The following is a 25,418-nucleotide window of genomic DNA, read 5'->3' on the forward strand; positions in this document are numbered from 1 at the left end:
CTACGACTCGCGGGGTAACGCGCGATCCACTGCCGCCTCGACGATCGTTCGAATGTCTTCCTCTCCGAACAGGTTCGGCAATGTGAGTCGATCCAGGGCGAGCCAGTTCAACGACATGTAGAGCAGGCGAACGGTCATCGCATCACCGGGCACGCCCGACGCCAGATGATTGGCTACGTTCAGATCGAAATCTTCTCGGATGCGGACGGTCAGTACCGCACGCAGGTCCGGTCGACGCGTCGCCTCCAATCGCAACTCCATGAGCGCAAGGAAACCTGTCCCGAACGAGGTGACCCGCTCGACCACTTCGAGCATGAGCGTCACCAGACGCTCACGATCGGTGCCGTTGACGGGATCGATCAGTCCCTCGAGGTCGTCCGGAATCAGTCGCTCGTAGATCCGGCCACCGGCTTGTGTCAGTAGGTCGTCGCGATTGGAAAAGTAGTTCGACGCAGTCCCGTTCGGCACGGCTGCCTGACTGTCGACGGCTCGAAAGGTCAAGCCTCGAGCGCCCTCTCGCGCCAACACCTCGATTGCCGCGTCGATCAGGGCAAGCCGACGTTCCGGGTTCTTTCGCACTTGACATCACTCCAGACACGACCCTAGGTTAAACCACTACAAACAGAGTACTACGAACGGAGCATTTCATGCGAAAGCTTGTGTACTACGTGGGAGCATCGCTCGACGGCTACATCGCGGGCCCCGGCGGCGAATTCGACTTCTACCCGGCATCCGAACAGATCACGGCCTGGATATGCGATCGGTATCCCGACACCGTGCCAACGCACGTGCGGCCTTCCCTCGGAGTGGAGGGCGTACCCAACAAGGTCTTCGACACCGTCATCATGGGTCGCGGTTCCTACGAGCCCGGACTGTCCGCCGGGGTGAGCAGCCCCTTCGCACATCTGCGCCAGTTCGTCGTCTCCACGACGCTCCCCGACACCGAGGATCCTGCGATCACCCTCGTCCGCGCTGATCCCCTGGCGCTGGCCAAATCCCTCAAAGAGGAGGAAGGACAAGACATCTGGCTCTGCGGCGGCGGAACTCTCGCCGGCGAACTGCTACCGGAGATCGACGAATTGGTCGTCAAGAGGTATCCGGTTGTCGCAGGCGCTGGTATACCGATGATCAGAGGCAACTTCGAGCCGACGCTGTTCACACCGACTGCAACCGAATCGCTGAGTGACGGCGCGAGCATCACCTGGTTGAAGCGAAATACCTAAGGGAGCAGGTCCGGTCGACGCTCGGCCGTGCGCTGCAGCGACTGCTCACGGCGCCAAGCCTTGATCTTTGCGTGATCACCGGACAGCAGAACAGGAGGAACCTCGAGGTCGCGCCACACGGCCGGACGCGTGTAACTGGGTCCTTCGAGGAGTCCGTCGGAAAACGAATCTTCTTGGTGTGAAAGCTGATTGCCGAGAACACCGGGCATCAGTCGAACAACAGCCTCGACCATCACCAGCACGGCAGCTTCACCGCCGATCAGTACGTAGTCGCCGATGCTGACTTCTTCGACGCGAACCCGCTTGGCTGCGTCGTCGAAAACTCGTTGATCGATTCCTTCGTATCGGCCGCAGGCGAAGACAAGATGCTTTGCGGTAGACCAGCGGTGCGCGGTCGCCTGAGTGAACGGGACGCCGGCAGGAGTGGGCACCACCAGAATCGTCTCGGCGTCATCCGGGCCGTCAGTATCTGCTCGTCCGATCACGTCGTCCAGGGCCGGGCCCCAGACGGTCGGTTTCATGACCATGCCGGGTCCGCCGCCGTACGGAGAATCGTCGACGGCTTTGTGCACGTCATGGGTCCACGACCGCAGATCGTGGACGTCGACCGAGATCAAGCCACGTTCGATTGCCTTGCCCAGCAAGGCAGCACGAAGCGGTTCGAGATACTCGGGAAAGATGGTGACTACATCGAGACGCATGACAAGCGATCAGTCGCTGTCGGCGTTCGAATTGTCGCTGTTCGACTTGTCACCGAAGTCCGGATCGAGCAGTCCCTCGGGGGGCTCGATCACCACGACGCCGTCGGCGATCGACACCGAGGTGACGATGGCTGCGACAAACGGGATCAGCAATTCACCGGACGTCTCACCGGCGCGGCGAATCGAAAGCAATTCGCCTGCGGCGGAATGCAATACCTCGATGACCGAACCGATCTCGGTGCCGTCGGTGAGGACGACCTTCAGTCCTTCGAGTTCGTGATCGTAGAACTCGTCCGGATCATCCGAAGGCTCGAGTTCGGAACTGTCGATCACAAACAGTGTGCCGCGCAACGCATCTGCGTCGCCACGGTCACTGACGCCTTCGAGGCGCAGCAGAAGCCGCCCGGAATGATCCCGGGCGGCTTCCACTGTGTACGACTTCAGTGTGGACTCGCGCGGCTTACGCCCACGCAGCACGGAACCTACGGCAAAACGATCTTCGGGCTCGTCTGTACGAACCTCGACAACCAATTCACCTTTGATGCCATGCGACTTCGCGACACGACCGACTACGAGTTCCACCTGTTTACTGCCGTCTACTGATCGGTGTCGACGACATCAACACGGATACCGCGGCCACCGATGCCGGAGACCAAGGTCCGCAGAGCGGTCGCCGTGCGACCACCCCGACCGATGACCTTGCCGAGATCGTCAGGGTGCACGTGCACCTCGACGGTCCGTCCCCGACGTCCGGTGATCAGCTCGACACGAACATCGTCGGGATTGGCGACGATGCCACGCACGAGATGCTCTACCGCATCAGCGACGACGGCACTCACTTGTCAGCAGCCTCGGCGTCTGCAGCGGGAGCCTCGGCGTCAGCCGCGGTGTCTTCTGCCTTGGCCTCGTCAGCCTTTGCAGCCTTCTTCTTCTTGGGGGTGATTGCTTCAGCAACCGGCTCGTTCTCGGCCTGCGCGAGTGCAGCCTGGAAGAGCTCGAGCTTGGTGGGCTTGGCTTCCTTGACACGCAGGGTGCCTTCGGTGCCCGGCAGGCCCTTGAACTTCTGCCAGTCACCGGTGATCTTGAGGAGTGCCTCGACGGGCTCGGTGGGCTGTGCGCCCACGGACAGCCAGTACTGAGCGCGCTCGGAATCGATGTCGATCAGCGAGGGCTCTTCCTTGGGGTGGTACTTGCCGATGGTCTCGATCGCACGGCCGTCACGACGGGTGCGCGAGTCGGCGATGACAACGCGGTACTGAGCGTTGCGGATCTTGCCGAGGCGGGTGAGCTTGATTTTGACAGCCACAGCTGCAGTTCTCCTTCAGCGCGCACAACAGTGCTGCGCATGTCACGTGCAATTCAGCGACCCACACGATTTGTGAGCCCGGTTTTGCCTCTATCCTGTGACCGTCGCAGCGGTACGTAACCGGTTGCGACGAACAATGGTCCATTGTGCCAGATGGGTGGGCTCGTTCGGAAACCACCCTGTGCGCGTTCGGGGAGTGCAGGGACTCCCTAACCACTCACGGGGGTGCCGCGCAGGATCACACGCGTCGGCTTCGCGAGCACAGCGGGGTTTCCGCGCGGATCTTCGGCGAACACCACCAGGTCGGCGGGCGCTCCTTCTTCGATGCCCTGAGCGCCCAACCAACTCCGTGCGTCCCAGCAGGCTGCGCCCAGCGCCTGGTGCGCCGTCAGACCGGCAACCTGGAGTTCGGCCACCTCGTCGGCGATCCGCCCATGCCTGATCGAACCGCCGGCATCCGTTCCGGCATAGATCGGAATCCCCGCGTCGTGAGCGGCACCGATGGTCTGGTGTCGACGAGCGTGCAGATCCCGCATGTGCGCTGCGTAGGTCGGATACCGCGTGGCAGAGTCCGCGATCTCGGGGAAAGTAGCGATGTTGATCAGCGTCGGAACCAGGGCTGTGCCGTGAGCGACCATCGATTCGATGGTCGCGTCCGTCAGTCCGGTCCCGTGCTCGATGCAGTCGATACCGGCGTTGATCAGTCCGGGTAGAGCGTCTTCGGCAAAAACGTGAGCGGTGACCCGTGCGCCTTCGGCATGAGCGGCGGCGATGGCCTCGACCAGAATCTCGTCACTCCACAACGGGGCGAGGTCGCCGATGGAACGATCGATCCAGTCCCCGACGAGCTTGACCCAACCGTCACCGGCGCGTGCCTGACGCACGACTTCGGCCGGCAACTGAGATTCGTCGTCCAGATCGACCGGCAGGCCCGGGATGTATCGCTTGGGTGCCGCGATGTGCTGACCTGCGCGAATGATCCGCGGCAAATCGAGGCGCTCGTCGATGAACCTGGTGTCGACCGGTGATCCTGCGTCGCGAAGCAACAGCACGCCCGCGTCACGTTCGGTCTGAGCCTGCCCCAGCAAGCCGTCGACGGTTTCGCCGCCGCCACCGCCGCAACGGATACCGACGTGACAGTGCGCATCCACGAGACCCGGTGTGATCCAACCCGATTCGACGATCGTCTCCGCACCGGACACCGGCTCGAAAGAAATCACCCCGTCGACGATCCACAATTCGATCGGCCGGGCATCGGGCAGACCGATACCCCGAAGATGAAGCGCAGTCACCGACTACTTCTTGGGCAGCTTGAGCTGGGAGAGATCGATGCCTTCCAGTCCGGGCGGCAACTGATCGAGACCCTTGGGCATGTTCGACAAGTCGGGCATTCCGGCCGGCATGCCGCCGGGCATACCCGGGAACCCGCCCATGCCGGGGAATCCTCCGCGCATCTTGGGCTGCGTCGGACCCTTGCCGCCCTTCTTGCCCTTCTTGCCCTTCTTGCTGCGCACCTGCTTGCGGGCGCCGGGCATGCCCATACGGCCGGCCATGGCAGCCATCATCTTGCGGGCTTCGAAGAAGCGATCCACCAACTGGTTGACGTCGGAAACCTTGACGCCCGAACCGTTCGCGATGCGCAGTCGGCGTGAGGCGTTGATGATCTTCGGATCGTCACGCTCGGCCGGCGTCATACCGCGGATGATTGCCTGAATGCGATCGAGTTGCTTCTCGTCGACGTTGGCAAGCGCGTCCTTCATGCCGCCTGCACCCGGCAGCATGCCGAGCAGGTTGCCGATCGGGCCCATCTTGCGGACGGCCATCATCTGATCGAGGAAGTCTTCGAGGGTGAGCTGTCCGGAACCGATCTTGGCTGCGGTGGCTTCGGCCTGATCGGCGTCGAAAACCTGCTCGGCCTGCTCGATGAGGCTCAGGACGTCGCCCATGCCGAGGATCCGGCTGGCCATGCGATCGGGGTGGAAGACGTCGAAGTCTTCGAGCTTCTCGCCGGTGGAGGCGAAGAGGATCGGCTGACCGGTGACCTCGCGGACGCTCAGTGCGGCGCCACCGCGGGCGTCGCCGTCGAGCTTGGTGAGGACGACGCCGGTGATGCCGACTCCCTCACGGAAAGCGTCGGCGGTACTGACCGCGTCCTGACCGATCATGGCGTCGAGAACGAAGATGGTCTCGTCTGGGTTGACGGCGTCACGGATACCGGCGGCCTGCGCCATCAGCTCCGAGTCGATGCCGAGACGACCGGCGGTATCGACGATCACGACGTCGTAATGCTTGTTGCGTGCTTCCTCGACGCCGGCGCGGGCGACTTCGACGGGGTCGGCAGCGGACACACCGAGGGCGTTCTCACCGCCGCCGATGGAGGTGCCGGGATGCGGCGCGAAGACTGCAGCGCCCGCACGCTCACCGACGATCTGAAGCTGAGTGACGGCGCCGGGACGCTGAAGGTCACAGGCGACGAGGAGTGGCGTATGCCCCTGATCCTTGAGCCACTTGGCCAACTTTCCGGCCAGCGTGGTCTTACCGGAACCCTGCAGACCGGCCAACATGATGACCGTCGGCGGAGTCTTGGCGAACTGGAGTCGACGGGTTTCGCCGCCGAGAACCTCGACCAGCTCTTCGTTGACGATCTTGACGACCTGCTGAGCCGGGTTGAGTGCACCCGAGACCTCGGCGCCCTTGGCTCGTTCCTTGACCTTGGCGATGAAGCTGCGCACTACGGGAAGCGCGACGTCGGCCTCGAGCAGGGCAAGGCGGATCTCGCGGGCCGTAGCGTCGATGTCGGCGCCGGACAGACGACCCTTGCCACGCAGATCCTTGAGAGATCCGGTCAATCTGTCGGAAAGGGATTCGAACACCGAGTGCGCTCCTGAAGGTCGTGCGAGTTAGCCGTGGATATTCTCGGGCACCAGCCTAGCCGCTACGCCCGCACCGATCCCAGCCGATGCGGGCGTAACCGCCGAAACCAGGTCCGTCAATCCTCTTTCTTCTTGGGTTGAGGCACCGGAACCACCGCGAGCACCGCCTCTTCCACACGCTCTCTGGCCGCGCGGGTGTCTGCCTCACCGAAGTCGAGGCAGAACGCGTCGACCACCGAAGAACCCAACGTCGCGACCTTTGCCCACCGGATATCGGCACCACTGTGTTCGAGTGCTGCGGCCAGTCGGCAGAGCAGGCCGACGCGGTCCTCGGTGCGCAATTCGAGGATCGCGTGACCGTCGCCGGGCGCGTCGAACCAGATGACCCGCGGCGGCGCCTGCGAATAGAGCACCGGAACCGCCGAATCCTTGTTGGTCTGGATCGGGTCGTCCCACTGCTCCGCCCGCGCCTCTTCGTCCTTTGCATCGAGAAGTTCGAGCAGATTCAGCTCACCGGCGGACGCTCGGATCAGTTCCTGTCGGAGCAACACCGCTTGCGGCGGTGTACCGAACCTCGGCGTCACGACAAACGAGTTGACCGCCGAACCCGCATGCGACCCCAGCGAAGCAGAATGCACCCGCAAAGACTGCAGCGCCAGAACCCCGGCAGCCCGAGACAACAACCCGGGTGCGTCAGGCGCGATGACGGTCACGACGTAGGTGTGCGGATTCTCGGCCGGAACGAGCGAGACGTGAACCCCGCCGTCCTCGGCGATGGCCAACTGCTCGGGTGCGAGTGGATCTGGTTGCGGGAGCTCCTCCCCCGCCATCAGCAATCGGCAACGACGCACGAGCTCGCCGATCAACGACGACTTCCAGTCGCCCCAGACACCAGGCCCGGTGGCCAGAGAATCCGCTTCCGCCAACGAATGCAGGAGATCGAGAAGGGTCCCGTCTCCCTCGAGTGCGTCGACCACTCGCTGCACAGTTGCCGGATCGTCGAGGTCGCGACGGGTCGCGGTTTCCGGCAACAGCAGGTGATAGCGCACCATCGCCGTCAACGTCGCGACATCGGAAGGCCAGAGCCCCAATCGATTTCCGATCGCGGTGGCCAGTTCGGCACCGACGACGCTGTGATCTCCCCCTCGACCCTTGCCGATGTCGTGGATCAACGCACCGAGCATGAGCAGATCCGGCCGGGCGACCCGCGTGGTGAATCCGCTTGCATAGGCGGCAGTTTCGACCAGGTGGCGATCGACCGTCCACGTGTGGACGGCGTCGCGCGGCGGAAGATCGCGAATGGTTCCCCACTCCGGCAGGAGTCGACCCCAGAGCCCGGTCCGGTCCATCGCCTCGATCACCGGAACCGCACGCGAGCCCGAACCGAGCACGACAAGAAGATCGTTGACCGCGTTCTTCGGCCACGGTTCACGTAGTTCGGGGGCATTGTCGGCCAGGCGATTGAGCGTCGACGCAGAGATAGGCATGCCGTTGGTGGCTGCTGCTGCCGCCACCCGCATCACCAGACCGGGGTCCTTCTTCGGCCTGGCGTCGCGCGCCAGGACAACCTCACCCGCGTGCTCGACGACGCCCTCGTCCAAGGGCCGCCGCACCGGCGCACGACGCAGCCGAGACAAACCGCGCCTGGGCAAGGAGTTTCCGGCGGTACGGATACCGACGTCCACCGAATAGCTGATGGTGCGCGCCGATTCGCTGAGGAGGCGCGCAAGATCGAATCGGTCCCCGATCCGCAGCGCCGCACCGATCTCGTCGGCGTCCTGTGCTCGCAGTTGATCGCGAGCGCGACCGGCAACGCGATGAAGTTCGGTACGCACGTCGAGCAACCGCCTGTGCGCAAGTGCCAGACCACCGCCGGGCGAGTTGGGTCCGAGTCCTGGCATCCCGTCGGTCAACTGCGCAATGGACAGGGCGTTGAGCAACTGCACGTCACGCAACCCGCCGCGGCCGCTCTTGAGGTCCGGTTCGGCGCGATGGGCGATCTCGCCGCTGCGCTCCCACCTCGTACGAGTCTGGGTGATCAACTCGTCGAACCGGCTGCGGATATCCATACGCCACTGTCGACGAACACCACTGATCAACAAGTTGCTCAGTTCCACGTCGCCGGCAATGTGGCGCGCTTCGAGCATTCCGAGCGCCGCGGTCATGTCGGTGGCCGCAACCTGGAGCGCCTGCGGAAGCGTCCGCACGCTGTGGTCGAGTTTGATGTGCGCGTCCCACAGCGGGTACCACAGGCTGTCCGCAACGTGGGAGACGACTGCCGGGTCCATGTCGTCGTGCAGCAAAATCAGATCGAGGTCGGAATACGGCAACAGTTCGCGTCGGCCCAGACCACCCACGGCGACGATGGCAAACCCACAATCCGGTTTGATGCCCAGTTCGGTCCCCTTGGTGGTCAACCAGAATTCGTGCAGATCGACCAGTGCATGTCGCAGTGACGGGGCGTCGAGCCTCCTGTTCTTGACGCCTCCGGTGAGTAGGGCCTTGCGTGCGCGGGCCAGGTCCGCAGCTTCGTCGGATCCCCCTGACGAGACCGGCCCTGGCCCCGTCGCTTTCGCGACGGAACCAGGGCCGAAGTTCTCGGACCCTTTCGGGTCAGAGTGCATCGCCACCGCGTTCCCCGGTACGAACCCGGATGACCGACTCGACGGGCGAGACCCACACCTTGCCGTCACCGATCTTGCCGGTGCGAGCGGCCTCGACGATCACCTCGACCACCTTGTCCACGGCCGCGTCGTCTACGACGACCTCGACCCGCACCTTGGGTACGAAGTCCACGGAGTACTCCGCGCCTCGGTACACCTCGGTGTGGCCCTTCTGTCGGCCGTAGCCCTGAACTTCGCTGACTGTCATACCCAGCACTCCGGCCTGCTCGAGTCCGGTCTTGACGTCCTCGAGCGTGAACGGCTTGACGATTGCTGTGATCAGCTTCATGTGCTCATCCCTTTCCCAACTCTGAAGTGCCTGAATTCACTTTAATCACGTGCTGATCACGCGAGGTCGTATGCGGTCTCTGCGTGTTCGGTCTCGTCGATGCCGCGTGCCTCGTCCTCGGCCGAGATTCGCCAGCCCAGGGGCTTGAGTGCGAAGCCGATAATCGTCGTCAGAACGCCGGTGAAGACGAGTGCTGCGAGTGCGATCACGATCTGAACCACCAGTTGCTTGTAGTCGCCGCCGTAGAAGAGGCCGGTTGCGGTGCCGAAGAATCCGATACCGATCGTGCCCCACAAGCCGGAGACGAGGTGAACACCGACGACGTCGAGCGAGTCGTCGAAGCCGAAGCGGAACTTCAGGCCGACTGCGAGAGCGGACAGGATGCCGGCGACAGCGCCCAGGAAGATGGAACCGACGGGGTTGAGCGCACCGGCAGCCGGCGTGATGGCAACCAGACCGGCAACCGCACCGGAGGCTGCGCCGAGGCTGGTGGCGTGACCGTCACGAATACGCTCGGTAGCGAGCCAGGCCAGGACTGCAGCACACGTCGCGGTGGTCGTGTTGACCCAAGCGAGACCGGCGTTACCGTCGGCGGCGAATGCCGAGCCGGCGTTGAAGCCGAACCAACCGAACCAGAGCAGTGCGGCGCCGAGCATCACGAACGGCAGGTTGTGCGGACGGAAGGCGGTCTTGCCGAAGCCGAGACGCTTGCCGACGATGAGGGCGAGAACCAGACCGGCCATACCGGCGTTGATGTGAACGACTGTGCCACCGGCGAAGTCGATCGGAGCGACGTTGGCAACGGTGACGCCGTCATCGTTGACCGTGGTACCGAAGAGCTTTGCCGCGATGCCGTCCTCGGAGCCCGAGAGGAGTCCGCCGCCCCACACCATGTGTGCGAGGGGGAAGTAGACGACGGTGACCCAGATACCCGAGAACAGGAGCCAGGTGCCGAACTTGACTCGCTCGGCCAGGGCGCCACTGATGAGGGCGGTGGTGATGATCGCGAATGTCACCTGGAACGCGATGTCGATGACGTTGGGGTAGCCCCACGCGCCGGCGATGAAGTTGCCGTCAGCATCGGTGATGCTGTTCTTGAGGCCGAAGAACTCGAACGGGTTGGCAAAAATGCCCCCGATGTTCTCGGTGCCGTAGGACATCGACCATCCCCAAAGAACGTAGATGACGCCGATGACGGCCATGGCCCCGAAGGACATCATCATCATGTTCAGGACGGACTTGGACCGAGACATCCCGCCGTAGAAGAAAGCGAGGCCGGGTGTCATCAGCAAGACCAGAGATGCAGCCATCAGCATCCATGCGGCGTTACCGGAGTTCGCCAACAAATCGTCGGTACTCACTTACTACCTCCTAGTCGCACGTGCCGGGCAGCACGTCGTTAGGAGAAGAGTGCTGGGCTGGTGTTTCGTCCATGGCGCTGTCGCGTTTCGCAGACGTGAACCAATTGCCCAACTTTGTTGCAAACAGGTTTCGCCAGGGGGTTCTACGAACCCTGTGCGCCTTTTTGGTAGTTCGCACTACCAAAAAGGCGCACGGGGGCGTCAGCCCAGGAGAGCGTCTACGAACGCACCCGGCTCGAACGGCGCCAGATCGTCGGCGCCTTCACCGAGACCGACCAACTTCACCGGCACACCCAGTTCATGCTGAACCTGGAAGACGATTCCGCCCTTCGCGGTTCCGTCCAGCTTGGTCAACACGACGCCGGTGATGTCCACGACCTCCGCGAACACTCGTGCCTGCGCGAGTCCGTTCTGGCCGACCGTCGCGTCGAGAACCAGCAGAACGTCGTCGACCGACGCCTTCTTCTCGATGACCCGCTTGACCTTGCCGAGTTCGTCCATCAGGCCGGTCTTGGTGTGCAGGCGGCCGGCGGTGTCGATGAGGACCACGTCGACGCCGTCCGCGATGCCGCGAGAAACCGCGTCGAACGCGATCGCAGCGGGATCGCCGCCCTCCTTACCACGCACAACTTCGGCGCCGACACGTTCGGCCCACGTCTGGAGCTGATCGGCAGCGGCGGCGCGGAACGTGTCCGCGGCACCGAGCACGACGCGACGACCGTCGGCGACGAGCACGCGAGCCAGCTTGCCGGTGGTGGTGGTCTTGCCGGTCCCGTTGACACCGACGACGAGCAGAACAGCCGGGTGATCGTCGTGCGGCAGTGCGCGAATGGAACGGTCCAGTTCGGGACGCAGTTCGGCGATCAGCACCTCGCGAAGTAGTGCGCGGGCGTCAGCTTCGGTGCGGACACTGCGGGCCGCCATCTGCTCACGAAGCTTGGTGACGACTTTCTCGGTGGTCGCGGAGCCGAGGTCCGCGATCAGAAGGGTGTCCTCGACTTCTTCCCAAGAATCCTCGTCCAGATCGCCGCCACCGAGCAGACCGAGCAAGCTCTTGCCGACCGCTGACTGCGAGCGGGAGAGGCGTCCGCGCAGTCGGTCCAGCCGACCCTCGGTCGGGTCGATCTCGTCCAGCACGCGCGGTGCAGGCACGACAGGCTCGGGTACAACTACAGGTTCGGGAACGACAACAGGTTCGACAACCGGTTCTTCGACGACCGGCTTTTCGATTACCGGCTCTTCTACTACCGGCTCTTCTACTACCGGCTCTTCGGCAACCGGTTCCTCGACGACGGCCGGCTTCTCAGCGACAGGTTCCTCGACAGCCGGTTCCGCAACAGCCGGCTTCTCGACAACCGGTTTTTCGACGACAGGTTCTTCAACTATCGGCTTTTCGACAACGGGCGGCTTCTCCGCGACCGGAGGTGTCGGAACCACCGGAGGCGGCGCCGTCGCCGTGGACCCCTGACTGAAGTTGAACCCGCCGCCGGCCTTGTAGCCGCCTGACTTGTCCTTCTCGGGGGCGCCGAGCTCCGGCTTCGTCTCGGGCGCCTTCAGCGACACCTGCCCCTTGCGGTAGCGCAGGAATCCGGCAACGAGAACGACGAGTAGTACGGCTGCTACAGCCGCGATGATGATCCAAGCCTGGGTAGTCACCGGCCCATTGTTTCAGGCTCCGAGCCGGAAAGTGAGCAGGGCTTACGTAGAGGCCATGTCTTGACCGCGAAGTCGCTGCGAAATCACTGTGGTGATTCCGTCGCCGCGCATGCTGACTCCGTACAACGCGTCGGCGATTTCCATGGTCGGTTTCTGGTGGGTGATCACGATCAACTGCGACTTCTCCCGCAATTGTTCGAAGAGTCCGATCAGCCGCCGCAGGTTGGTGTCGTCCAACGCCGCCTCGACCTCGTCCATGACGTAGAACGGGGAAGGGCGAGCCCGGAAGATCGCGACCAGCATGGCCACCGCGGTCAACGACTTCTCGCCGCCCGACAGCAACGACAACCGCTTGACCTTCTTGCCGGGCGGACGCGCCTCGACTTCGATGCCGGTAGTGAGCATGTCCGAGGGGTCGGTGAGGACCAGTCGCCCTTCTCCCCCAGGGAACAATTTCTCGAACACTCCCACGAACTCACGCTCGACGTCGGCGTACGCCTCGGTGAATACCTGCAGAATTCGCGCATCTACGTCTGCGACCACAGCAAGAAGGTCCTTGCGAGCGGTCTTGACGTCTTCGAGCTGAGTGGAGAGGAAGGTGTACCGCTCTTCGAGTGCTGCAAATTCCTCGAGCGCGAGCGGATTGAACTTGCCGAGGGTGGCGAGGTCTTTCTCTGCACGCTTGGCTCGGCGTTCCTGAGTGGCTCGGTCGTACGGAAGCGGAGCGGGCGCGGTGACCTGCTCCCCACGCTCCTTCGCGTGTTCGTACTCCTCGATTTCGAGTGCCGTCGGGGGCAGTTCGACTTCAGGTCCGTACTCGGCGATCAGGTCGTCGAGGCCGATACCGTACTGGTCGAGGATCGACTCCTCGAGTTGTTCGATGCGCAACGCCGCCTGAGCCTTGGCAACCTCGTCGCGATGGACGGCGTCGGTGAGCGAAGCGAGTTGTCCGGTCAGTGCTCGGACTATCTCGCGGACCTGATCCAGTTTGGCTGTGCACTCGGAGCGGGCCCGAGCCAACTCGTCGCGGTGAGCAAGAGCCGCAGCGACGACGGTCTCGAGTTCGGCCGCCACTCGTTGTCCCGATTCGGCGACGGCAGCTGCAACCTCCGCCGCGTGCGCTCTGGCGCGCAGAGCCCGTTCGGCGCGAATTCGCGCTTCTCGTTCGGCGGCCGCGGCGCGGCGAAGCGAATCAGCCTTTCCGCGAACGGATTCCGCACGTTCTTCGGCGGTGCGCACCGCAAGGCGAGCATCCATTTCGACGATGCGTACTTCCGCCAGCGCTGCTGCGGCCATTTCACGGTCGGCTGCGGTCGCTTCTGCGCCGTGTCCCGGCGCACTGCCGTCGGTTTCGGCAACGCGCAGTCGTTCCTCCAGATCCGCGAGCTTGGTCAGCGACTCACCGCGTCCCTCCTCGGCACGCACTCGCTGGGCGGTCAGCCGATCGGATTCCGCGTGGGCGACTCGTGCCGCCTGCCCCAATCTGCCCAGCTGCTCGTAGATGGCGGACATGGCTGCGTCCGACTCGTTGAGCGCGGCCAGTGTCTGCTCCGCGGTCTCGCGTCGAGCGGCCTGTTCGGCCAGGGCGCCGGACAGCGCAGCGTCGAGTTCCTCGGATCGGCTCTCCGTTGCCGCCAATTCCGCTGCGGACGCGTCGATCGCCGCCTGCACCTCCAGCGTGCTCGGTTGCCGATCCGAGCCGCCGATCATCCACCCCGGACCGTGCAGATCGCCGGAACGCGTCACTGCACGAATCCCCTTGTGGTCAGCAACAACTCGAATCGCATCATCGAGTGTCTCGACCAGGACTACGCCGTCGAGGATGGCGGTCAATCCGGCACGCAACTCGTCAGGACAGTCGATGACGTCGACCGCATGACGACTACCCGGCGCGATCTCGGCCTCGCGCTTGATCGCCGGTTCACCGCTCACGATCAGTGATGCACGCCCACCGTCCTGATCGGCCAGTGATGCAACCGCCGAGCGAGCCGAGTCCAGCGACTGCGCCACGACGGCGTCCGCTGCCGGTCCCATCGCGGCGGCGATCGCGGCTTCGTAACCTGGTTCGACGTGGATCAATCCGGCCAGCGAGGTTATGCCGTCGTCGCGCCGGTGTTCGAGCAGCCAACCGCCACCGTCCTTGCGCTGCAAGCCCATCGACAGTGCCTCGACGCGTGCACGGAGCGAAGCGATACGTTGCCCGCTCGTCTTTTCTTCCTCGCGAAGTTCCTCGACGCGCGCGTCGATCATCTCGAGAGCTTCGATGGCGCGTTCGTGATTGGTGTCGAGGCCGACTTCACCGGCATCGAGATCCCCGATGCTCTCCTGCACCGTGTCGAACTCGGCCTGTGCGGCATCCCCACGCAGGCGAGCCTCGTCGATCGCTTCGGTCAGCCGAGACACTTCCGCGTCGACGGATTCGACGCGGGTGCGCAGAGTGTCGACCTGACCGGAGAGTCGAGCGAGACCTTCGCGCCGATCCGCGACGGCGCGGACTTCCGCCATGTGCGCCCGTTCCGCCTCTGCTGCAGCATCTTCCGTGGCTGCCAGCTGCTCACGAGCTGCTTCCGATGCCGCTCGCGCGATCTCGACGCCTTCGAGGAGTTCAGCTTCCTCGGCCGCAAGACGTTCGGCGCGCGCCTCCATCTCGTCCGGGTCCTGGCCTCGATTGCCGACGGGTTCGGAGTCGAGATGTCGGGCGCGTTCACGGGCGATGCGCACGGTGGCGTTGACTCGTTCGGCAAGCGCGGAGAGCTGGAACCAACTCTGCGCGGCAGCTTCCGATCCCGGAGTCAGCCGAGCGAGGGCTTGCTCTTGTCGCCCGAGTTCGAGATTGGCCTCGTCCAGCGCAGCCGCTACCTGATTGTGCTGTTCGCGAGCCGCTTTCTCGTCCTGCGCCTGGTCGTTCAGTTGCGTTCGACGGGTCACCAGGTCGTCAGCGGCCAGTCGCATCTTGGCATCACGGAGGTCGGCCTGGACCGTCTGCGCTCGCCGGGCGACCTCGGCTTGGCGTCCCAGCGGTTTGAGTTGCCGACGCAGTTCCGAGGTGAGGTCACTGAGCCGAGCGAGATTGGCCTGCATGGAATCGAGCTTGCGCACCGCTTTTTCCTTGCGGCGGCGATGTTTGAGGACTCCGGCGGCTTCTTCGATGAAGGCGCGTCGGTCTTCGGGCCGGGATTCGAGGATCGCGGCGAGCCGTCCCTGCCCGACGATGACGTGCATCTCGCGGCCGATACCGGAGTCGCTGAGCAGTTCTTGGACGTCCATCAGACGGCAGGACGAGCCGTTGATCTCGTACTCCCCCGCGCCGTCGCGGAACATCCGGCGCGTGATCGACACCTCGGAGTACTCGATCGGGAGCGCGCCGTCGGCGTTGTCGATGGTCAGGGTCACCTCGGCGCGGCCCAGCGGCGCCCGACCGGAGGTCCCGGCAAAGATGACGTCTTCCATCTTGCCGCCGCGCAGGGCCTTGGCGCCCTGCTCGCCCATCACCCAGGTCAACGCATCGACGACGTTGGATTTGCCCGAGCCGTTGGGGCCGACGACGCAGGTGATCCCCGGCTCGAACCGAAGAGTCGTTGCCGACGCAAAGGATTTGAATCCCTTGAGTGTCAGACTCTTGAGGTGCATGGGGGGAAACTTTACCGCCAAACCGGTCAGCGTTCGACGAACCCTGTCAGGTCGCCCTTGGCGGGGTCCCAGCTGTCGACCACAAGATCCACCGTGCCCGGGGTAGTCCCCGAGCGCAGTAACTCCAACAATCGCTCGAGCTGCGTGCGTTCGCCTTCCGCCACGACGAGCACTCGACCGTCACGCTGATTGGACGCATATCCGATCAACCCGAGTTCGAGAGCGCGGGCCCTGGTCCACCACCGAAACCCGACGCCTTGAACGTATCCGTGAACCCACGCCGTCAACCGCACAGGCGCTGTCTCAGCCACGACGCTCAGCCCGCCACACGTTCGAGACGGTGAACCTCACCCAGGAAACCGGTGGTGTAGAGCGAGTTGGGATCCCAGCCCGGACCGGCGCCGAACTTGACCGCGGATGTGAACGGCAGACCCGAGGCGATCTCACACGAAGATCCCGAATCCGGATCGACGCGAACAACTTTGCCGCCGGCATTGAAAGCGACGTACAGCGCGCCGTCCGGTCCGACAGTCAGATCGTCCGCCATGTTTGCCGGACCGAATCCGGGGAGCGTGATCGTCCGCACTGCTCCGCCCAGATCGTGTGCGTCGAGGACGTGGACGGCGGTCACCATGTCGAAGGTCGTGCTCACGTAGATCGTCGAACCTGAGCGCGCGAGACCGTCGACGGTGCCGAGATCCTCACGAACGATCGAACTGGTTCCGTCACCGTTGACGACTGTCAGGCCCGGCCGGGTCAGCGTGCGAGCGGTGAGGAAGCGGTTACCGTCCAGCGGCACAAGCCCGTTCGGCATCACCAGACCGTCGGCAATCGTTGTCACCGATCCGTCTGCGACGTCGACCTTGCGAAGGCTGCCGTCTGCGATTCCGAACAGTCCCGAGACAGTCGAGTTGCCCGTGGTGAAGTACACGGATCCGTCACGCGCGACCAACCCGCCAGGTCCGGTGACGTCACCGACCAAAGTTGTCCGGGTTCCGTCCGGAGTCACTTTCAGCAGTGCACCCGGCCCGATCAGAGCCGACTGCGACAACACCATCGATCCGTTGCCGTCGAATTCGAGATTCTCGAGCATGCCGGCGCCAGTCGTCACGACGCTCGACGACCACGACCCGCAACCACCGGCCGAGCCGTCGACCGGGACCGAGGCGTGCGCCGGAGCACTCACCGCCACAACGGAACCCAGTGCGATCGCAGCGACAATGCTGCCCGCGCGAGACATCAGGCTTCCGTGTCGAACGACAGAGTTACCTTGGTTCCGGCCTTGAGCGTGCGCCCGACGGTGCATACCTTGTCCACGGAGCGCTCGACGAGAGTGATGAGGCGCTGTTGTGCTTCGGCATCCAACTCGCTGAGATCGAGTTCGAGGACCTCGTCGAGCTGCGGGTAGACCTCGTTCTCTCGATCGGCGGCGCCGGACACGCGGACCGTCGCGTCGTAGTTGTCACCGAGGCGGCGAGAAATCGGGAAGTCGGAGCTCATGCCGGTGCATGCGGCCAGCGCGATTTTGAGCAGTTCGCCGGGCGTGAAGACTCCTGGCACCGATTCGGAGCCGATGAGAACCTCTGCGCCGCGCGAACTCTTGCCGGTGTAGAGGCGGGTTCCGGTCCGTTCGACCCAAAGCTCCGTGTGAGCGGGGGCGGTTGCAGCGTTGTCGGGAGTCTGTTCAGCCATGACGCAATCTTGCCACTCCGCCGAACCGGAGGGGCGGGAGACCTAGGCGATTCGCCTTGCCCTCGGGGTCGGCTGACACCTCGGGCAACTGAACGACGATCGATTCATGAACTTCTCACGCTTGATCGGCGCGCCGCATCGCGGGCACGGAAGATTTTCCTGCCCGTAGGCCGACAGTGACCGGTCGAAGTAACCGGACTCGCCGTTGACGTTCACGTACAGAGCGTCGAAGGACGTACCGCCCTGATCGAGCGCTTCACCCATCACTGAGTGTGCCGCGGTCAACAGCTCTCGAAGTTTGGGCCTGGTAAGCGTTTCGGCGATTCGGTTGCCGTGAATCTTTGCGCGCCACAACGATTCGTCGGCGTAGATGTTTCCGATCCCGGAGACCACGGTCTGATCGAGAATCGCACGCTTGATCTCGGTGTGCTTGCCCCGCAGGACTTTCACGACGGATTCGAGATCGAATGCACCGTCCATGGGATCACGAGCGATGTGCGCCACCGACTCGGGCAGCATCGTTCCGTCGACCTCGACGAGAGGTGAAATCGACCAGCCACCGAAGGTTCGCTGATCGACGAATCGAAGATCGGCCCCGGAATCGAGGGCCAACCGAATGCGTAGGTGCTTTTCCCAGTCGACTGTCGGGGGTTGGACCAACATCTGTCCGCTCATCCCGAGATGAACCACCAGCCCGACACCGGCAGGCTCGAGAACCAGCCACAGATACTTGCCGCGACGCTCTGCCGAAGCGATGGTCTGCCCGGTGAGTTGGCCGATCAAGTCCTCGGAACCGAGAACGTGGCGCCTGATCGCGCGGGGATGGAGGACCTCGACGGCCTCGATCGCCGCACCTACAGCGTGAGACTGCAGGCCGCGGCGAACGACTTCGACTTCGGGAAGCTCAGGCAAGAGTGTACTCAGCCGGCAAGATCAGGCGCGTCGTCGGCAGCGACTGCGGTAGCAGCGGCATTCTCCGACATCGTCTTCCATGCCGAACTTGCTGCCTTCTGCTCGGCTTCCTTCTTGGAACGACCGACACCGACACCCAAGGGTTTGCCACTGATGAGAACGGTGGCCGTGAATTCCTTGTCGTGATCGGGTCCGGTAGCGGTGATCTCGTAAACGGGAACTCCGGCACCGTGTTCTGCGGTCAGTTCCTGCAGACTCGTCTTCCAATCCAGACCCGCGCCCAGAAGCGGTGCGCGAGTGAGTAGGTCGTCGAACAGATCGAGGACAACGCGTCGCGCAGTCTCGATGCCGTGCTGCAGGTGAATGGCGCCGAGAATCGACTCCATGCCGTCGGCGAGAATGGACGGCTTGTCACGGCCGCCCGTCATTTCCTCGCCCTTACCCAACAGCAGGTGTGCTCCGAGTCCACCTTCACCCAGAGTCCTGGCGACCTCGGCGAGTGCATGCATGTTCACCACGCTGGCACGGATCTTCGCCAGATCACCTTCGGATTTGTCCGGGTGGGACAGGTAGAGATTTTCGGTCACCGTGACGCCGAGAACGGAATCCCCCAGGAACTCGAGGCGCTCGTTCGTGGGCAGTCCGCCGTTCTCGTACGCGTACGAGCGGTGCGTGAGAGCCAGGGTCAGAAGACCGGGCTCTATATCTACGCCGACAGCGGCGAGGAGCTTGTCGTGATTGCCCTCGCCGCCGGCGGCTGAAACTGTATTTTCGCTCGTCATAGTCTTTCTCCGGGGAGAACTAGACAGCAGCGGTTACCTGGCGGCCCTTGTAAGTACCGCATGACGGGCATGCGATGTGGGGAAGGGTCTGCTCGCCACAGCCACGGTTGGGGCAGGTAACGAGGGTGGGCACAGTGGTCTTCCACTGGCTACGACGCGACCGCGTGTTGGATCGCGACATTTTGCGCTTGGGGACAGCCACTTCTACTTCTCCTCGGCTTCGGTGATCACAAGATTTTCGCTGGTGTTTGATTCCACGCCAAATTTGGCCGCGAGACCAGCCCAGCGAGGATCAAGTATGTCATGCCCATGCCCAGATTCCGCAATCGCCAGGCGAATGCCACATTCTGAGCACAATCCCAGGCAATCGTCACTGCACAGAGGCTGGAGCGGAAGCGCCAGCCCGACTGCATCGACGATGACCGGTTCGAGGTCGATTTCGTCGTCTTCGACCGCGTAGACCTCTCCCTCTTCCGTCGTCTCCTCGGTGGTGCTGTCCGGGTAAGCGAACAACTCCGTGAGATAGATGTCCACGGTGTCGGTGAACGGTTCGAGGCACCGCGAGCACTCACCCTTGGTGGGTGCGTGCACGTTTCCGGTGACAAGAACACCTTCGGACACTGCTTCGAGACGAAGATCGAGATCTATGTCCGCGCCCGCTTCGATCGCGATCAGATCGAGACCGATACGGTTCGGGGACTGAATTGTTCTCTCGACGGTACGCATCGACCCTGGACGACGGCCGAGCTTGACCGTGTCCAGCAAAAATCCCGCATCACTTGACTGATGCGACGAACTACGACGATGCGTTGACAAAGAGAACTCACCTAACTGTTGAAACTGGTATGGGCAACCACTCCACAATACGGCAGCTACAAGGCAAATCCCAATTCCGTCCACGAAAAAGTGGGCCGCCCCATATCGGACGACCCACCCTCGACTGTCTGATCCGCTCTAGCGGCGCCGCTCCGAACGACGATCGTCGTCTTGGTAATCGGGAACTCCCGAACCCGTTCGAAGCTGCTGACGACCACGCCCGACCGATCGAACGGTTCCCGTGAGGAACTCCTCGAACTCGGCCAACTTGGTGTCGACGTACAGGTCGCACTCCGAACGCATCCGATCGGACTCGGCGTGAGCGGCGTCGATCACCCGCGCAGATTCCGCGTGGGCTGACTGGACAACCTCGGTCTGGGAGACCAGACGAGCCTGCTCTGCCGTTCCCTCGGCCACCGAATGGTCGTACGAAGCCTGGCCCGACTCGATCATCCGATCGGCCTCGGTACGAGCCCGTCCGGTCACTGCGTCGTACTCACGACGGCCGTCAGTGACAGTGCGTTCCGCTTCTGCTTCTGCGTCCTCGACCAACTGATCGGCGTGTGCACGTGCTTCGGCAACCATGCGATCGGCCTGAGCCTTGGCGTCGGACAGAATGCGGTCGGCGTCGTCGCGTGCGTTCTCCACAGTCGACGTCGCCTCGGCGTTGGCGCTGCTGACGGTCTTCTCCGCGTTAGCTCGCGCGTCACCGACCAATTTGTCCCGATGATCGAGGACGTCCTGAGCGTCGTCCAACTCGCTCGGAATTGCGTCCCGGACGTCGTCGAGAAGCTCGAGTACGTCGCCGCGAGGCACAACACACCCTGCGGTCATGGGAACACCGCGCGCCTCTTCGACAATTGCGACCAGTTCGTCCAGTGCCTCGAATACGCGGTACACAAGCAACCCCAATCTCTACCGGCCGAATTCGGCCCACATCGTCACCGGTCCACTCGGACCTGTGCCCGTTCCTGTCCAAGTTTGCCGGAAGAACGGCCAACGGGGTGTCGTCGTGGTCGGTGTGTCGGGGATCAGCTGTTTTCTGCTGCTCGTTCGGCGATACGCGCGAGTAGCCGAGAATGCACCTTGGCCGGGAGCATGTCGGAGACGTCGCCACCGAAGGTCGCGACTTCCTTCACGAGAGAACTCGACAGGTAGCTGTAGGTCGGATTCGTGGCGACGAAGAGCGTGTCGACGCCTGTGAGCTTCTGATTCATCTGAGCCATCTGCAGCTCGTAATCGAAGTCGTTCGCGCCGCGCAGACCCTTGACGATCGCGCTGAGGCCTTCTTGTTTCGCAAAGTCGACCAACAGTCCGTGCCACGACGTGACCCGAACGTTGGGCAGGTGACTCGTCGCGTCTTCGAGCATCTCGATCCGCTCGTCGATCGTGAACATGCCACGCTTGCTCTTGTTGATCAGCACGGTGACCACGACCTCGTCGAATTGCGCAGCAACTCTTCCGATTACGTCGAGGTGACCATTGGTCACAGGGTCGAAGGATCCGGGGCAGACGGCGCCAGTCATGAGTCCAGACCGTAGCAGGTGGCCAGCTCGATGCGAGCTTCACCGTAGTTCTTCGCCTTGATCGGCTCGTATCCCTGCGGCCACACGGTCTCCGGCGAACGCGACGAGCGCTCGAGTACCACGATCGTGCCCTCCCCCACCCATTTGTTGACCTGCAGATCAATGAGCATGGACACGACGGCCTCGTCGGTCACCGCATACGGCGGGTCGGCGATGACTATGTCGTATTCGCGCGCGCTCGGCCCCGACACCACAGCCGCGACCGGAGCGGCGCGAACCGTCGCCCCCGGCAACGCGACAGTGCTGATGTTCGCCTTGATGACGGCAGCGGCTTTGGCATCGGATTCCACGAGAACGACGTGCTCGGCTCCACGTGAAAGCGCTTCGAGGCCGAGGGCACCCGAACCCGCGAAGAGGTCGAGAACCGCGCACCCTTCGAGATCGATGCGCGCTTCGAGTGCACTGAACAACGCCTCGCGAACCCGATCCGACGTCGGACGGGTGCCGCTCGGCGGGACTCGCAGGCGTCGACCGCCCGCGAGTCCCGAGATGATGCGAGTCACTCTGCGGCGCTCTCCCCCGTCGAGACGACTACCAGCAGGTCTCCGCCCTCGACCTGCTGAACAGCGCTGATCGCGATCCGCGAAACGACGCCGGCACGCGGCGAGGTGATCGCCGCTTCCATCTTCATCGCTTCGATCGTGGCCACGGTGTCGCCGGCCTCGATCTTCTGGCCTTCCTTGACCGCGAGCGTCACGACGCCCGCGAACGGTGCCGCCACGTGGCCCGGGTTGTTCTTGTCGGCCTTCTCCGCCACCGGCACGTCACTGGCAATGGAGCGATCGCGGATCGAGACCGGACGCAGCTGGCCGTTCAGGATGCACATGACAGTGCGGTAGCCGCGCTCGTCGGGCTCGGAAATCGCTTCGAGACCGATGATCAGTTCCACGCCGGGAGCCAATTCGACGCGATGCTCGTCGCCGCGCCGCAGACCGTAGAAGAACTGGTTCGCCGACAACCGCGACGTGTCGCCGTACTTCTCGCGGTGCTCGAGGAATTCCTTTGTCGGGCCGGGGAAGAGCAGACGGTTCAGCGTCGCCTGACGGTCCTTCGAAGAGCCCTCCAGCAGTACCTCGTCCTCGGCGGAGAGCGTCGCTTCGGGCTTGGCCTGGCCACGGCCTTCGAGCGCCTTGCTGCGGAACGGTTCCGGCCAGCCACCGGGAGGTGTACCGAGTTCGCCGCGCAGGAAGCCGACCACGGAGTCGGGAATGTCGAACTTCGCCGGATCTGCGGCGAACTCCTCCGAAGGCACACCGGCACCGACAAGATGGAGCGCGAGGTCGCCGACAACCTTCGACGACGGCGTCACCTTGACCAGATGTCCGAGCATGCGGTCTGCGTCGGCGTACTTGGCTTCGACCTCTTCGAACCGGTCGCCGAGGCCGAGAGCAACGGCCTGAGTACGGAGGTTGGAGAGCTGGCCTCCCGGGATCTCGTGCGTGTACACGCGTCCCGTCGGGGCCGGTAGACCGGATTCGAAGGGCGCGTACACCTTTCGCAGCGCCTCCCAGTACGGCTCGAGGTCGCACACGTTCTGCAAGTTCAGTCCGGTGTCGAACTCGGAGTGCGCGGCAGCAGCGACGATGGCCGAGAGCGCAGGCTGGCTGGTGGTTCCGGCCAATGCCGCCGAAGCACCGTCGACTGCGTCGGCGCCTGCCTGCCACGCGGCGAAGTACGTGGCCAACTGTCCACCGGGGGTGTCGTGCGTGTGGACGTGAACCGGCAGATCGAAGTTGCTGCGTAGCGCCGTCACGAGCTTGGTGGCCGCCGGAGCGCGCAACAGGCCGGCCATGTCCTTGATCGCGAGCACGTGAGCGCCGGCATCGACGATCTCTTCTGCCAACTTCAGGTAGTAGTCGAGCGTGTACAGCGTTTCGTTCGGATCCGACAGATCGCCGGTGTAGCTCAGCGCCACCTCGGCGAGAGCCGTTCCCGTCTCACGCACCGCGTCGATGGCAGGGCGCATCTGGTCGACGTTGTTGAGCGCGTCGAAGATTCGGAAGATGTCGATGCCGGTGTCGGTGGCTTCCTGGACGAATGCGCGCGTGACCTTCTCCGGATAGGGCGTGTAGCCCACCGTGTTTCGTCCGCGAAGGAGCATCTGGAGGCAGATGTTCGGGATCGCTTCACGGAGCGCGGCGAGCCGGTACCACGGATCCTCGTGCAGGAAGCGAAGTCCCACATCGTACGTCGCGCCGCCCCAGGCTTCGATCGAAAGCAATTCCGGGGTCAACCGAGCAACGTGCCCGGCAACTCCGAGCAGTCCGCTGGTTCGAACTCGCGTGGCCAACAAGGACTGATGCGCGTCGCGGAAAGTGGTGTCGGTGACGCCGACGGCCTTCTGCTCACGCAGTGCCTTCGCGAAACCTTCGGGACCGAGTTCGAGCAGACGCTGGCGGCTGCCGGCGGGCGGCGGCGTCGAAAGATCGATCTTGGGCAGTTTGTCCTGCGGGTACACCGAAGAGGGACGCTCGCCGTGCGGCTTGTTGACCGTCACATCGGCGAGGTAGGTCAGGATCTTGGTGCCGCGGTCGGCGGAGGACCGCAGGGTCAGCAGCTGCGGACGTTCCTCGATGAAGGAGGTCGTCACTCGTCCGGCCCGGAAGTCCGGGTCGTCGAGAACCGCCTGCAGGAACGGAATGTTGGTCGAGACGCCACGAATACGGAACTCGGTGACCGCGCGGCGAGCCCTCGCGACAGCGGCTTCGAGGTCGCGACCGCGGCAGGTGAGCTTGACCAGCATCGAGTCGAAGTACGCTCCGACCTCGGCACCGAGCGTCGCGCCGCCGTCAAGGCGGATACCGGCACCGCCCGGGGTGCGGTACGCGGTGATCCGGCCCGTGTCCGGGCGGAATCCGTTGGCCGGATCCTCGGTCGTGATGCGGCACTGCAGCGCCGCTCCGCGCAGCTTGATCGTGTCCTGTGACAGACCCAGATCTGCAAGCGTCGAACCGGACGCGATCTTGAGCTGCGACTGGACCAAGTCCACGTCCGTCACTTCTTCGGTGACGGTGTGCTCCACCTGAATTCGCGGGTTCATCTCGATGAAGACGTGGTTGCCGCGCTTGTCGAGGAGGAACTCGACAGTGCCGGCGCACGTGTACCCGATCTCCTTCGCGAAAGCGACGGCGTCGGCACAGATCTTGGCGCGCAACTCTTCCGAGAGGTTGGGGGCCGGAGCGAGCTCGATCACCTTCTGGTGGCGACGCTGCAACGAGCAGTCACGCTCGAAGAGGTGGATGACGTTGCCCTGCTCGTCGGCGAGGATCTGCACTTCGATGTGCCGGGGGTCGATGACGGCCTGCTCGAGGAACACCGTCGAATCGCCGAAGGCCGACTCCGCTTCGCGCGCTGCGGCTTCGATCGATTCCTTGAGCTGTGAGCGTTCCGCAACGCGGCGCATTCCGCGTCCGCCGCCGCCGGCGACAGCCTTGACGAAGAGCGGGAAGGTCATGTCCTCGGCTGCTGCGAGCAGCTCGTCGATGTCCGCTGACGGCTCCGAAGACGCGAGCACCGGGAGACCGGCGGCTTTGGCCGCGGCGATGGCGCGTGCCTTGTTACCGGTCAACTCGAGGATCTCCGCGGAGGGACCCACGAACTTGATGCCTGCCTCGGCGCACGCCGCCGACAGATCCGGGTTCTCGGAGAGGAAACCGTAACCGGGGTAGATGGCGTCGGCTCCGGCGCTCTTTGCGGCGGCGACGATCTCCTCGACCGAGAGATACGCGCGAACGGGGTGACCCTTCTCCCCGATCTGGTAGCTCTCGTCTGCCTTGAGACGGTGGATCGAGTTCCGATCCTCGTACGGGAACACCGCGACGGTTCCGGCACCTAGTTCGTAGGCGGCACGGAAGGCACGGATCGCAATTTCGCCGCGGTTCGCGACGAGCACTTTGGAGAACATTCGAGAAAACTACCCCGATTTCAT

The 25,418-nt window shown here is 63.7% G+C and carries 24 protein-coding genes; 1 reads left to right on the plus strand and 23 read right to left on the minus strand.

Going from position 1 to position 25,418, the window contains the following annotated elements; translation table 11 throughout:
- The gene (locus ACFT1A_RS27275) at positions 1 to 579 is read right to left on the minus strand and encodes a TetR/AcrR family transcriptional regulator (protein ID WP_378449548.1); all 579 of its coding nucleotides are present in this window, start codon (positions 577 to 579) and stop codon (positions 1 to 3) included.
- 68 nt (positions 580 to 647) lie between these two features.
- Here ACFT1A_RS27275 and ACFT1A_RS27280 point away from each other — a divergent pair, with 68 nt between their 5' ends.
- The gene (locus ACFT1A_RS27280) at positions 648 to 1,223 is read left to right on the plus strand and encodes a dihydrofolate reductase family protein (RefSeq protein WP_378449549.1); all 576 of its coding nucleotides are present in this window, start codon (positions 648 to 650) and stop codon (positions 1,221 to 1,223) included.
- Here the strand turns inward: ACFT1A_RS27280 and trmD are convergent.
- From trmD to ACFT1A_RS27390, 22 genes are all read right to left on the minus strand, one after another.
- Complete coding sequence (gene trmD, locus ACFT1A_RS27285; RefSeq protein ID WP_378449550.1) at positions 1,220 to 1,924, minus strand: tRNA (guanosine(37)-N1)-methyltransferase TrmD; 705 nt, start codon at positions 1,922 to 1,924, stop codon at positions 1,220 to 1,222. The genes ACFT1A_RS27280 and trmD overlap by 4 nt on opposite strands.
- A gap of 9 nt (positions 1,925 to 1,933) precedes the next feature.
- Entirely contained in the window at positions 1,934 to 2,506 is a 573-nt protein-coding gene (rimM, locus tag ACFT1A_RS27290) for a ribosome maturation factor RimM (protein ID WP_050656639.1), read from the minus strand.
- 14 nt (positions 2,507 to 2,520) lie between these two features.
- Positions 2,521 to 2,763, minus strand: a complete 243-nt coding sequence (locus ACFT1A_RS27295) for an RNA-binding protein (RefSeq protein WP_003939023.1) — start codon at positions 2,761 to 2,763, stop codon at positions 2,521 to 2,523.
- The gene (gene rpsP / locus ACFT1A_RS27300) at positions 2,760 to 3,230 is read right to left on the minus strand and encodes a 30S ribosomal protein S16 (RefSeq protein WP_003942818.1); all 471 of its coding nucleotides are present in this window, start codon (positions 3,228 to 3,230) and stop codon (positions 2,760 to 2,762) included. Before rpsP ends, ACFT1A_RS27295 begins: the two co-directional genes overlap by 4 nt.
- Before the next feature lie 209 nt (positions 3,231 to 3,439).
- Complete coding sequence (locus ACFT1A_RS27305; RefSeq protein WP_378449551.1) at positions 3,440 to 4,522, minus strand: amidohydrolase family protein; 1,083 nt, start codon at positions 4,520 to 4,522, stop codon at positions 3,440 to 3,442.
- A gap of 3 nt (positions 4,523 to 4,525) precedes the next feature.
- Positions 4,526 to 6,103 (minus strand): signal recognition particle protein, encoded by a 1,578-nt coding sequence (ffh, locus tag ACFT1A_RS27310; protein WP_230812905.1) that lies wholly within the window; start codon positions 6,101 to 6,103, stop codon positions 4,526 to 4,528.
- A gap of 116 nt (positions 6,104 to 6,219) precedes the next feature.
- Positions 6,220 to 8,727 (minus strand): [protein-PII] uridylyltransferase, encoded by a 2,508-nt coding sequence (locus tag ACFT1A_RS27315; RefSeq protein WP_378449552.1) that lies wholly within the window; start codon positions 8,725 to 8,727, stop codon positions 6,220 to 6,222.
- Positions 8,717 to 9,055, minus strand: coding sequence for a P-II family nitrogen regulator (locus tag ACFT1A_RS27320; protein WP_003942772.1), 339 nt, complete (start codon positions 9,053 to 9,055; stop codon positions 8,717 to 8,719). The genes ACFT1A_RS27315 and ACFT1A_RS27320 overlap by 11 nt, the downstream gene beginning before the upstream one ends.
- A 56-nt stretch (positions 9,056 to 9,111) precedes the next feature.
- Positions 9,112 to 10,371, minus strand: a complete 1,260-nt coding sequence (locus ACFT1A_RS27325; RefSeq protein ID WP_042450902.1) for an ammonium transporter — start codon at positions 10,369 to 10,371, stop codon at positions 9,112 to 9,114.
- A gap of 246 nt (positions 10,372 to 10,617) precedes the next feature.
- Positions 10,618 to 12,072: a signal recognition particle-docking protein FtsY gene (gene ftsY, locus ACFT1A_RS27330; protein WP_378449553.1), complete on the minus strand. Its 1,455-nt coding sequence runs from the start codon at positions 12,070 to 12,072 to the stop codon at positions 10,618 to 10,620.
- A 42-nt stretch (positions 12,073 to 12,114) separates the two neighbouring features.
- Positions 12,115 to 15,702, minus strand: coding sequence for a chromosome segregation protein SMC (smc, locus tag ACFT1A_RS27335; protein ID WP_378449554.1), 3,588 nt, complete (start codon positions 15,700 to 15,702; stop codon positions 12,115 to 12,117).
- A gap of 26 nt (positions 15,703 to 15,728) precedes the next feature.
- Positions 15,729 to 16,013, minus strand: coding sequence for an acylphosphatase (locus tag ACFT1A_RS27340; RefSeq protein ID WP_378449555.1), 285 nt, complete (start codon positions 16,011 to 16,013; stop codon positions 15,729 to 15,731).
- Positions 16,014 to 16,018: 5 nt separating this feature from the next.
- Complete coding sequence (locus tag ACFT1A_RS27345) at positions 16,019 to 16,942, minus strand: SMP-30/gluconolactonase/LRE family protein (protein ID WP_378449556.1); 924 nt, start codon at positions 16,940 to 16,942, stop codon at positions 16,019 to 16,021.
- Positions 16,942 to 17,394 carry an OsmC family protein gene (locus ACFT1A_RS27350; protein ID WP_317555137.1) on the minus strand — a complete coding sequence of 151 codons (453 nt, stop codon included), beginning with the start codon at positions 17,392 to 17,394 and terminating at the stop codon, positions 16,942 to 16,944. The genes ACFT1A_RS27345 and ACFT1A_RS27350 overlap by 1 nt, the downstream gene beginning before the upstream one ends.
- A gap of 42 nt (positions 17,395 to 17,436) precedes the next feature.
- The gene (gene mutM / locus ACFT1A_RS27355) at positions 17,437 to 18,306 is read right to left on the minus strand and encodes a bifunctional DNA-formamidopyrimidine glycosylase/DNA-(apurinic or apyrimidinic site) lyase (RefSeq protein ID WP_378449557.1); all 870 of its coding nucleotides are present in this window, start codon (positions 18,304 to 18,306) and stop codon (positions 17,437 to 17,439) included.
- Between the two features lie 8 nt (positions 18,307 to 18,314).
- The gene (gene rnc / locus ACFT1A_RS27360) at positions 18,315 to 19,088 is read right to left on the minus strand and encodes a ribonuclease III (protein WP_378449558.1); all 774 of its coding nucleotides are present in this window, start codon (positions 19,086 to 19,088) and stop codon (positions 18,315 to 18,317) included.
- A gap of 19 nt (positions 19,089 to 19,107) precedes the next feature.
- Entirely contained in the window at positions 19,108 to 19,290 is a 183-nt protein-coding gene (gene rpmF / locus ACFT1A_RS27365) for a 50S ribosomal protein L32 (RefSeq protein WP_007729318.1), read from the minus strand.
- A 2-nt stretch (positions 19,291 to 19,292) separates the two neighbouring features.
- Positions 19,293 to 19,853, minus strand: a complete 561-nt coding sequence (locus tag ACFT1A_RS27370; RefSeq protein ID WP_007729319.1) for a DUF177 domain-containing protein — start codon at positions 19,851 to 19,853, stop codon at positions 19,293 to 19,295.
- 189 nt (positions 19,854 to 20,042) lie between these two features.
- Positions 20,043 to 20,804: a DivIVA domain-containing protein gene (locus ACFT1A_RS27375; protein WP_230813222.1), complete on the minus strand. Its 762-nt coding sequence runs from the start codon at positions 20,802 to 20,804 to the stop codon at positions 20,043 to 20,045.
- A 131-nt stretch (positions 20,805 to 20,935) separates the two neighbouring features.
- Positions 20,936 to 21,430 carry a pantetheine-phosphate adenylyltransferase gene (coaD, locus tag ACFT1A_RS27380; protein WP_378449559.1) on the minus strand — a complete coding sequence of 165 codons (495 nt, stop codon included), beginning with the start codon at positions 21,428 to 21,430 and terminating at the stop codon, positions 20,936 to 20,938.
- Positions 21,427 to 21,993 carry a 16S rRNA (guanine(966)-N(2))-methyltransferase RsmD gene (gene rsmD, locus ACFT1A_RS27385; RefSeq protein ID WP_378449560.1) on the minus strand — a complete coding sequence of 189 codons (567 nt, stop codon included), beginning with the start codon at positions 21,991 to 21,993 and terminating at the stop codon, positions 21,427 to 21,429. Before rsmD ends, coaD begins: the two co-directional genes overlap by 4 nt.
- Entirely contained in the window at positions 21,990 to 25,394 is a 3,405-nt protein-coding gene (locus ACFT1A_RS27390) for a pyruvate carboxylase (RefSeq protein WP_378449561.1), read from the minus strand. Before ACFT1A_RS27390 ends, rsmD begins: the two co-directional genes overlap by 4 nt.
- Positions 25,395 to 25,418 lie beyond the last annotated feature (24 nt).

Source organism: Rhodococcus sp. NPDC057135, assembly GCF_042670865.1.
Classification (GTDB): domain Bacteria; phylum Actinomycetota; class Actinomycetes; order Mycobacteriales; family Mycobacteriaceae; genus Rhodococcus_F.

Coding starts and splice junctions, on each gene's coding strand:
- ACFT1A_RS27280 (WP_378449549.1), top strand. CDS start 648: ATGCGAAAGCTTGTGTACTACGTGGGAGCATCGCTCGACGGCTACATC.
- trmD (WP_378449550.1), bottom strand. CDS start 1,924: ATGCGTCTCGATGTAGTCACCATCTTTCCCGAGTATCTCGAACCGCTT.
- ACFT1A_RS27315 (WP_378449552.1), bottom strand. CDS start 8,727: ATGCACTCTGACCCGAAAGGGTCCGAGAACTTCGGCCCTGGTTCCGTC.
- ACFT1A_RS27320 (WP_003942772.1), bottom strand. CDS start 9,055: ATGAAGCTGATCACAGCAATCGTCAAGCCGTTCACGCTCGAGGACGTC.
- ACFT1A_RS27325 (WP_042450902.1), bottom strand. CDS start 10,371: ATGCTGATGGCTGCATCTCTGGTCTTGCTGATGACACCCGGCCTCGCT.
- smc (WP_378449554.1), bottom strand. CDS start 15,702: ATGCACCTCAAGAGTCTGACACTCAAGGGATTCAAATCCTTTGCGTCG.
- ACFT1A_RS27345 (WP_378449556.1), bottom strand. CDS start 16,942: ATGTCTCGCGCGGGCAGCATTGTCGCTGCGATCGCACTGGGTTCCGTT.
- ACFT1A_RS27350 (WP_317555137.1), bottom strand. CDS start 17,394: ATGGCTGAACAGACTCCCGACAACGCTGCAACCGCCCCCGCTCACACG.
- rnc (WP_378449558.1), bottom strand. CDS start 19,088: ATGACGAGCGAAAATACAGTTTCAGCCGCCGGCGGCGAGGGCAATCAC.
- coaD (WP_378449559.1), bottom strand. CDS start 21,430: ATGACTGGCGCCGTCTGCCCCGGATCCTTCGACCCTGTGACCAATGGT.
- ACFT1A_RS27390 (WP_378449561.1), bottom strand. CDS start 25,394: ATGTTCTCCAAAGTGCTCGTCGCGAACCGCGGCGAAATTGCGATCCGT.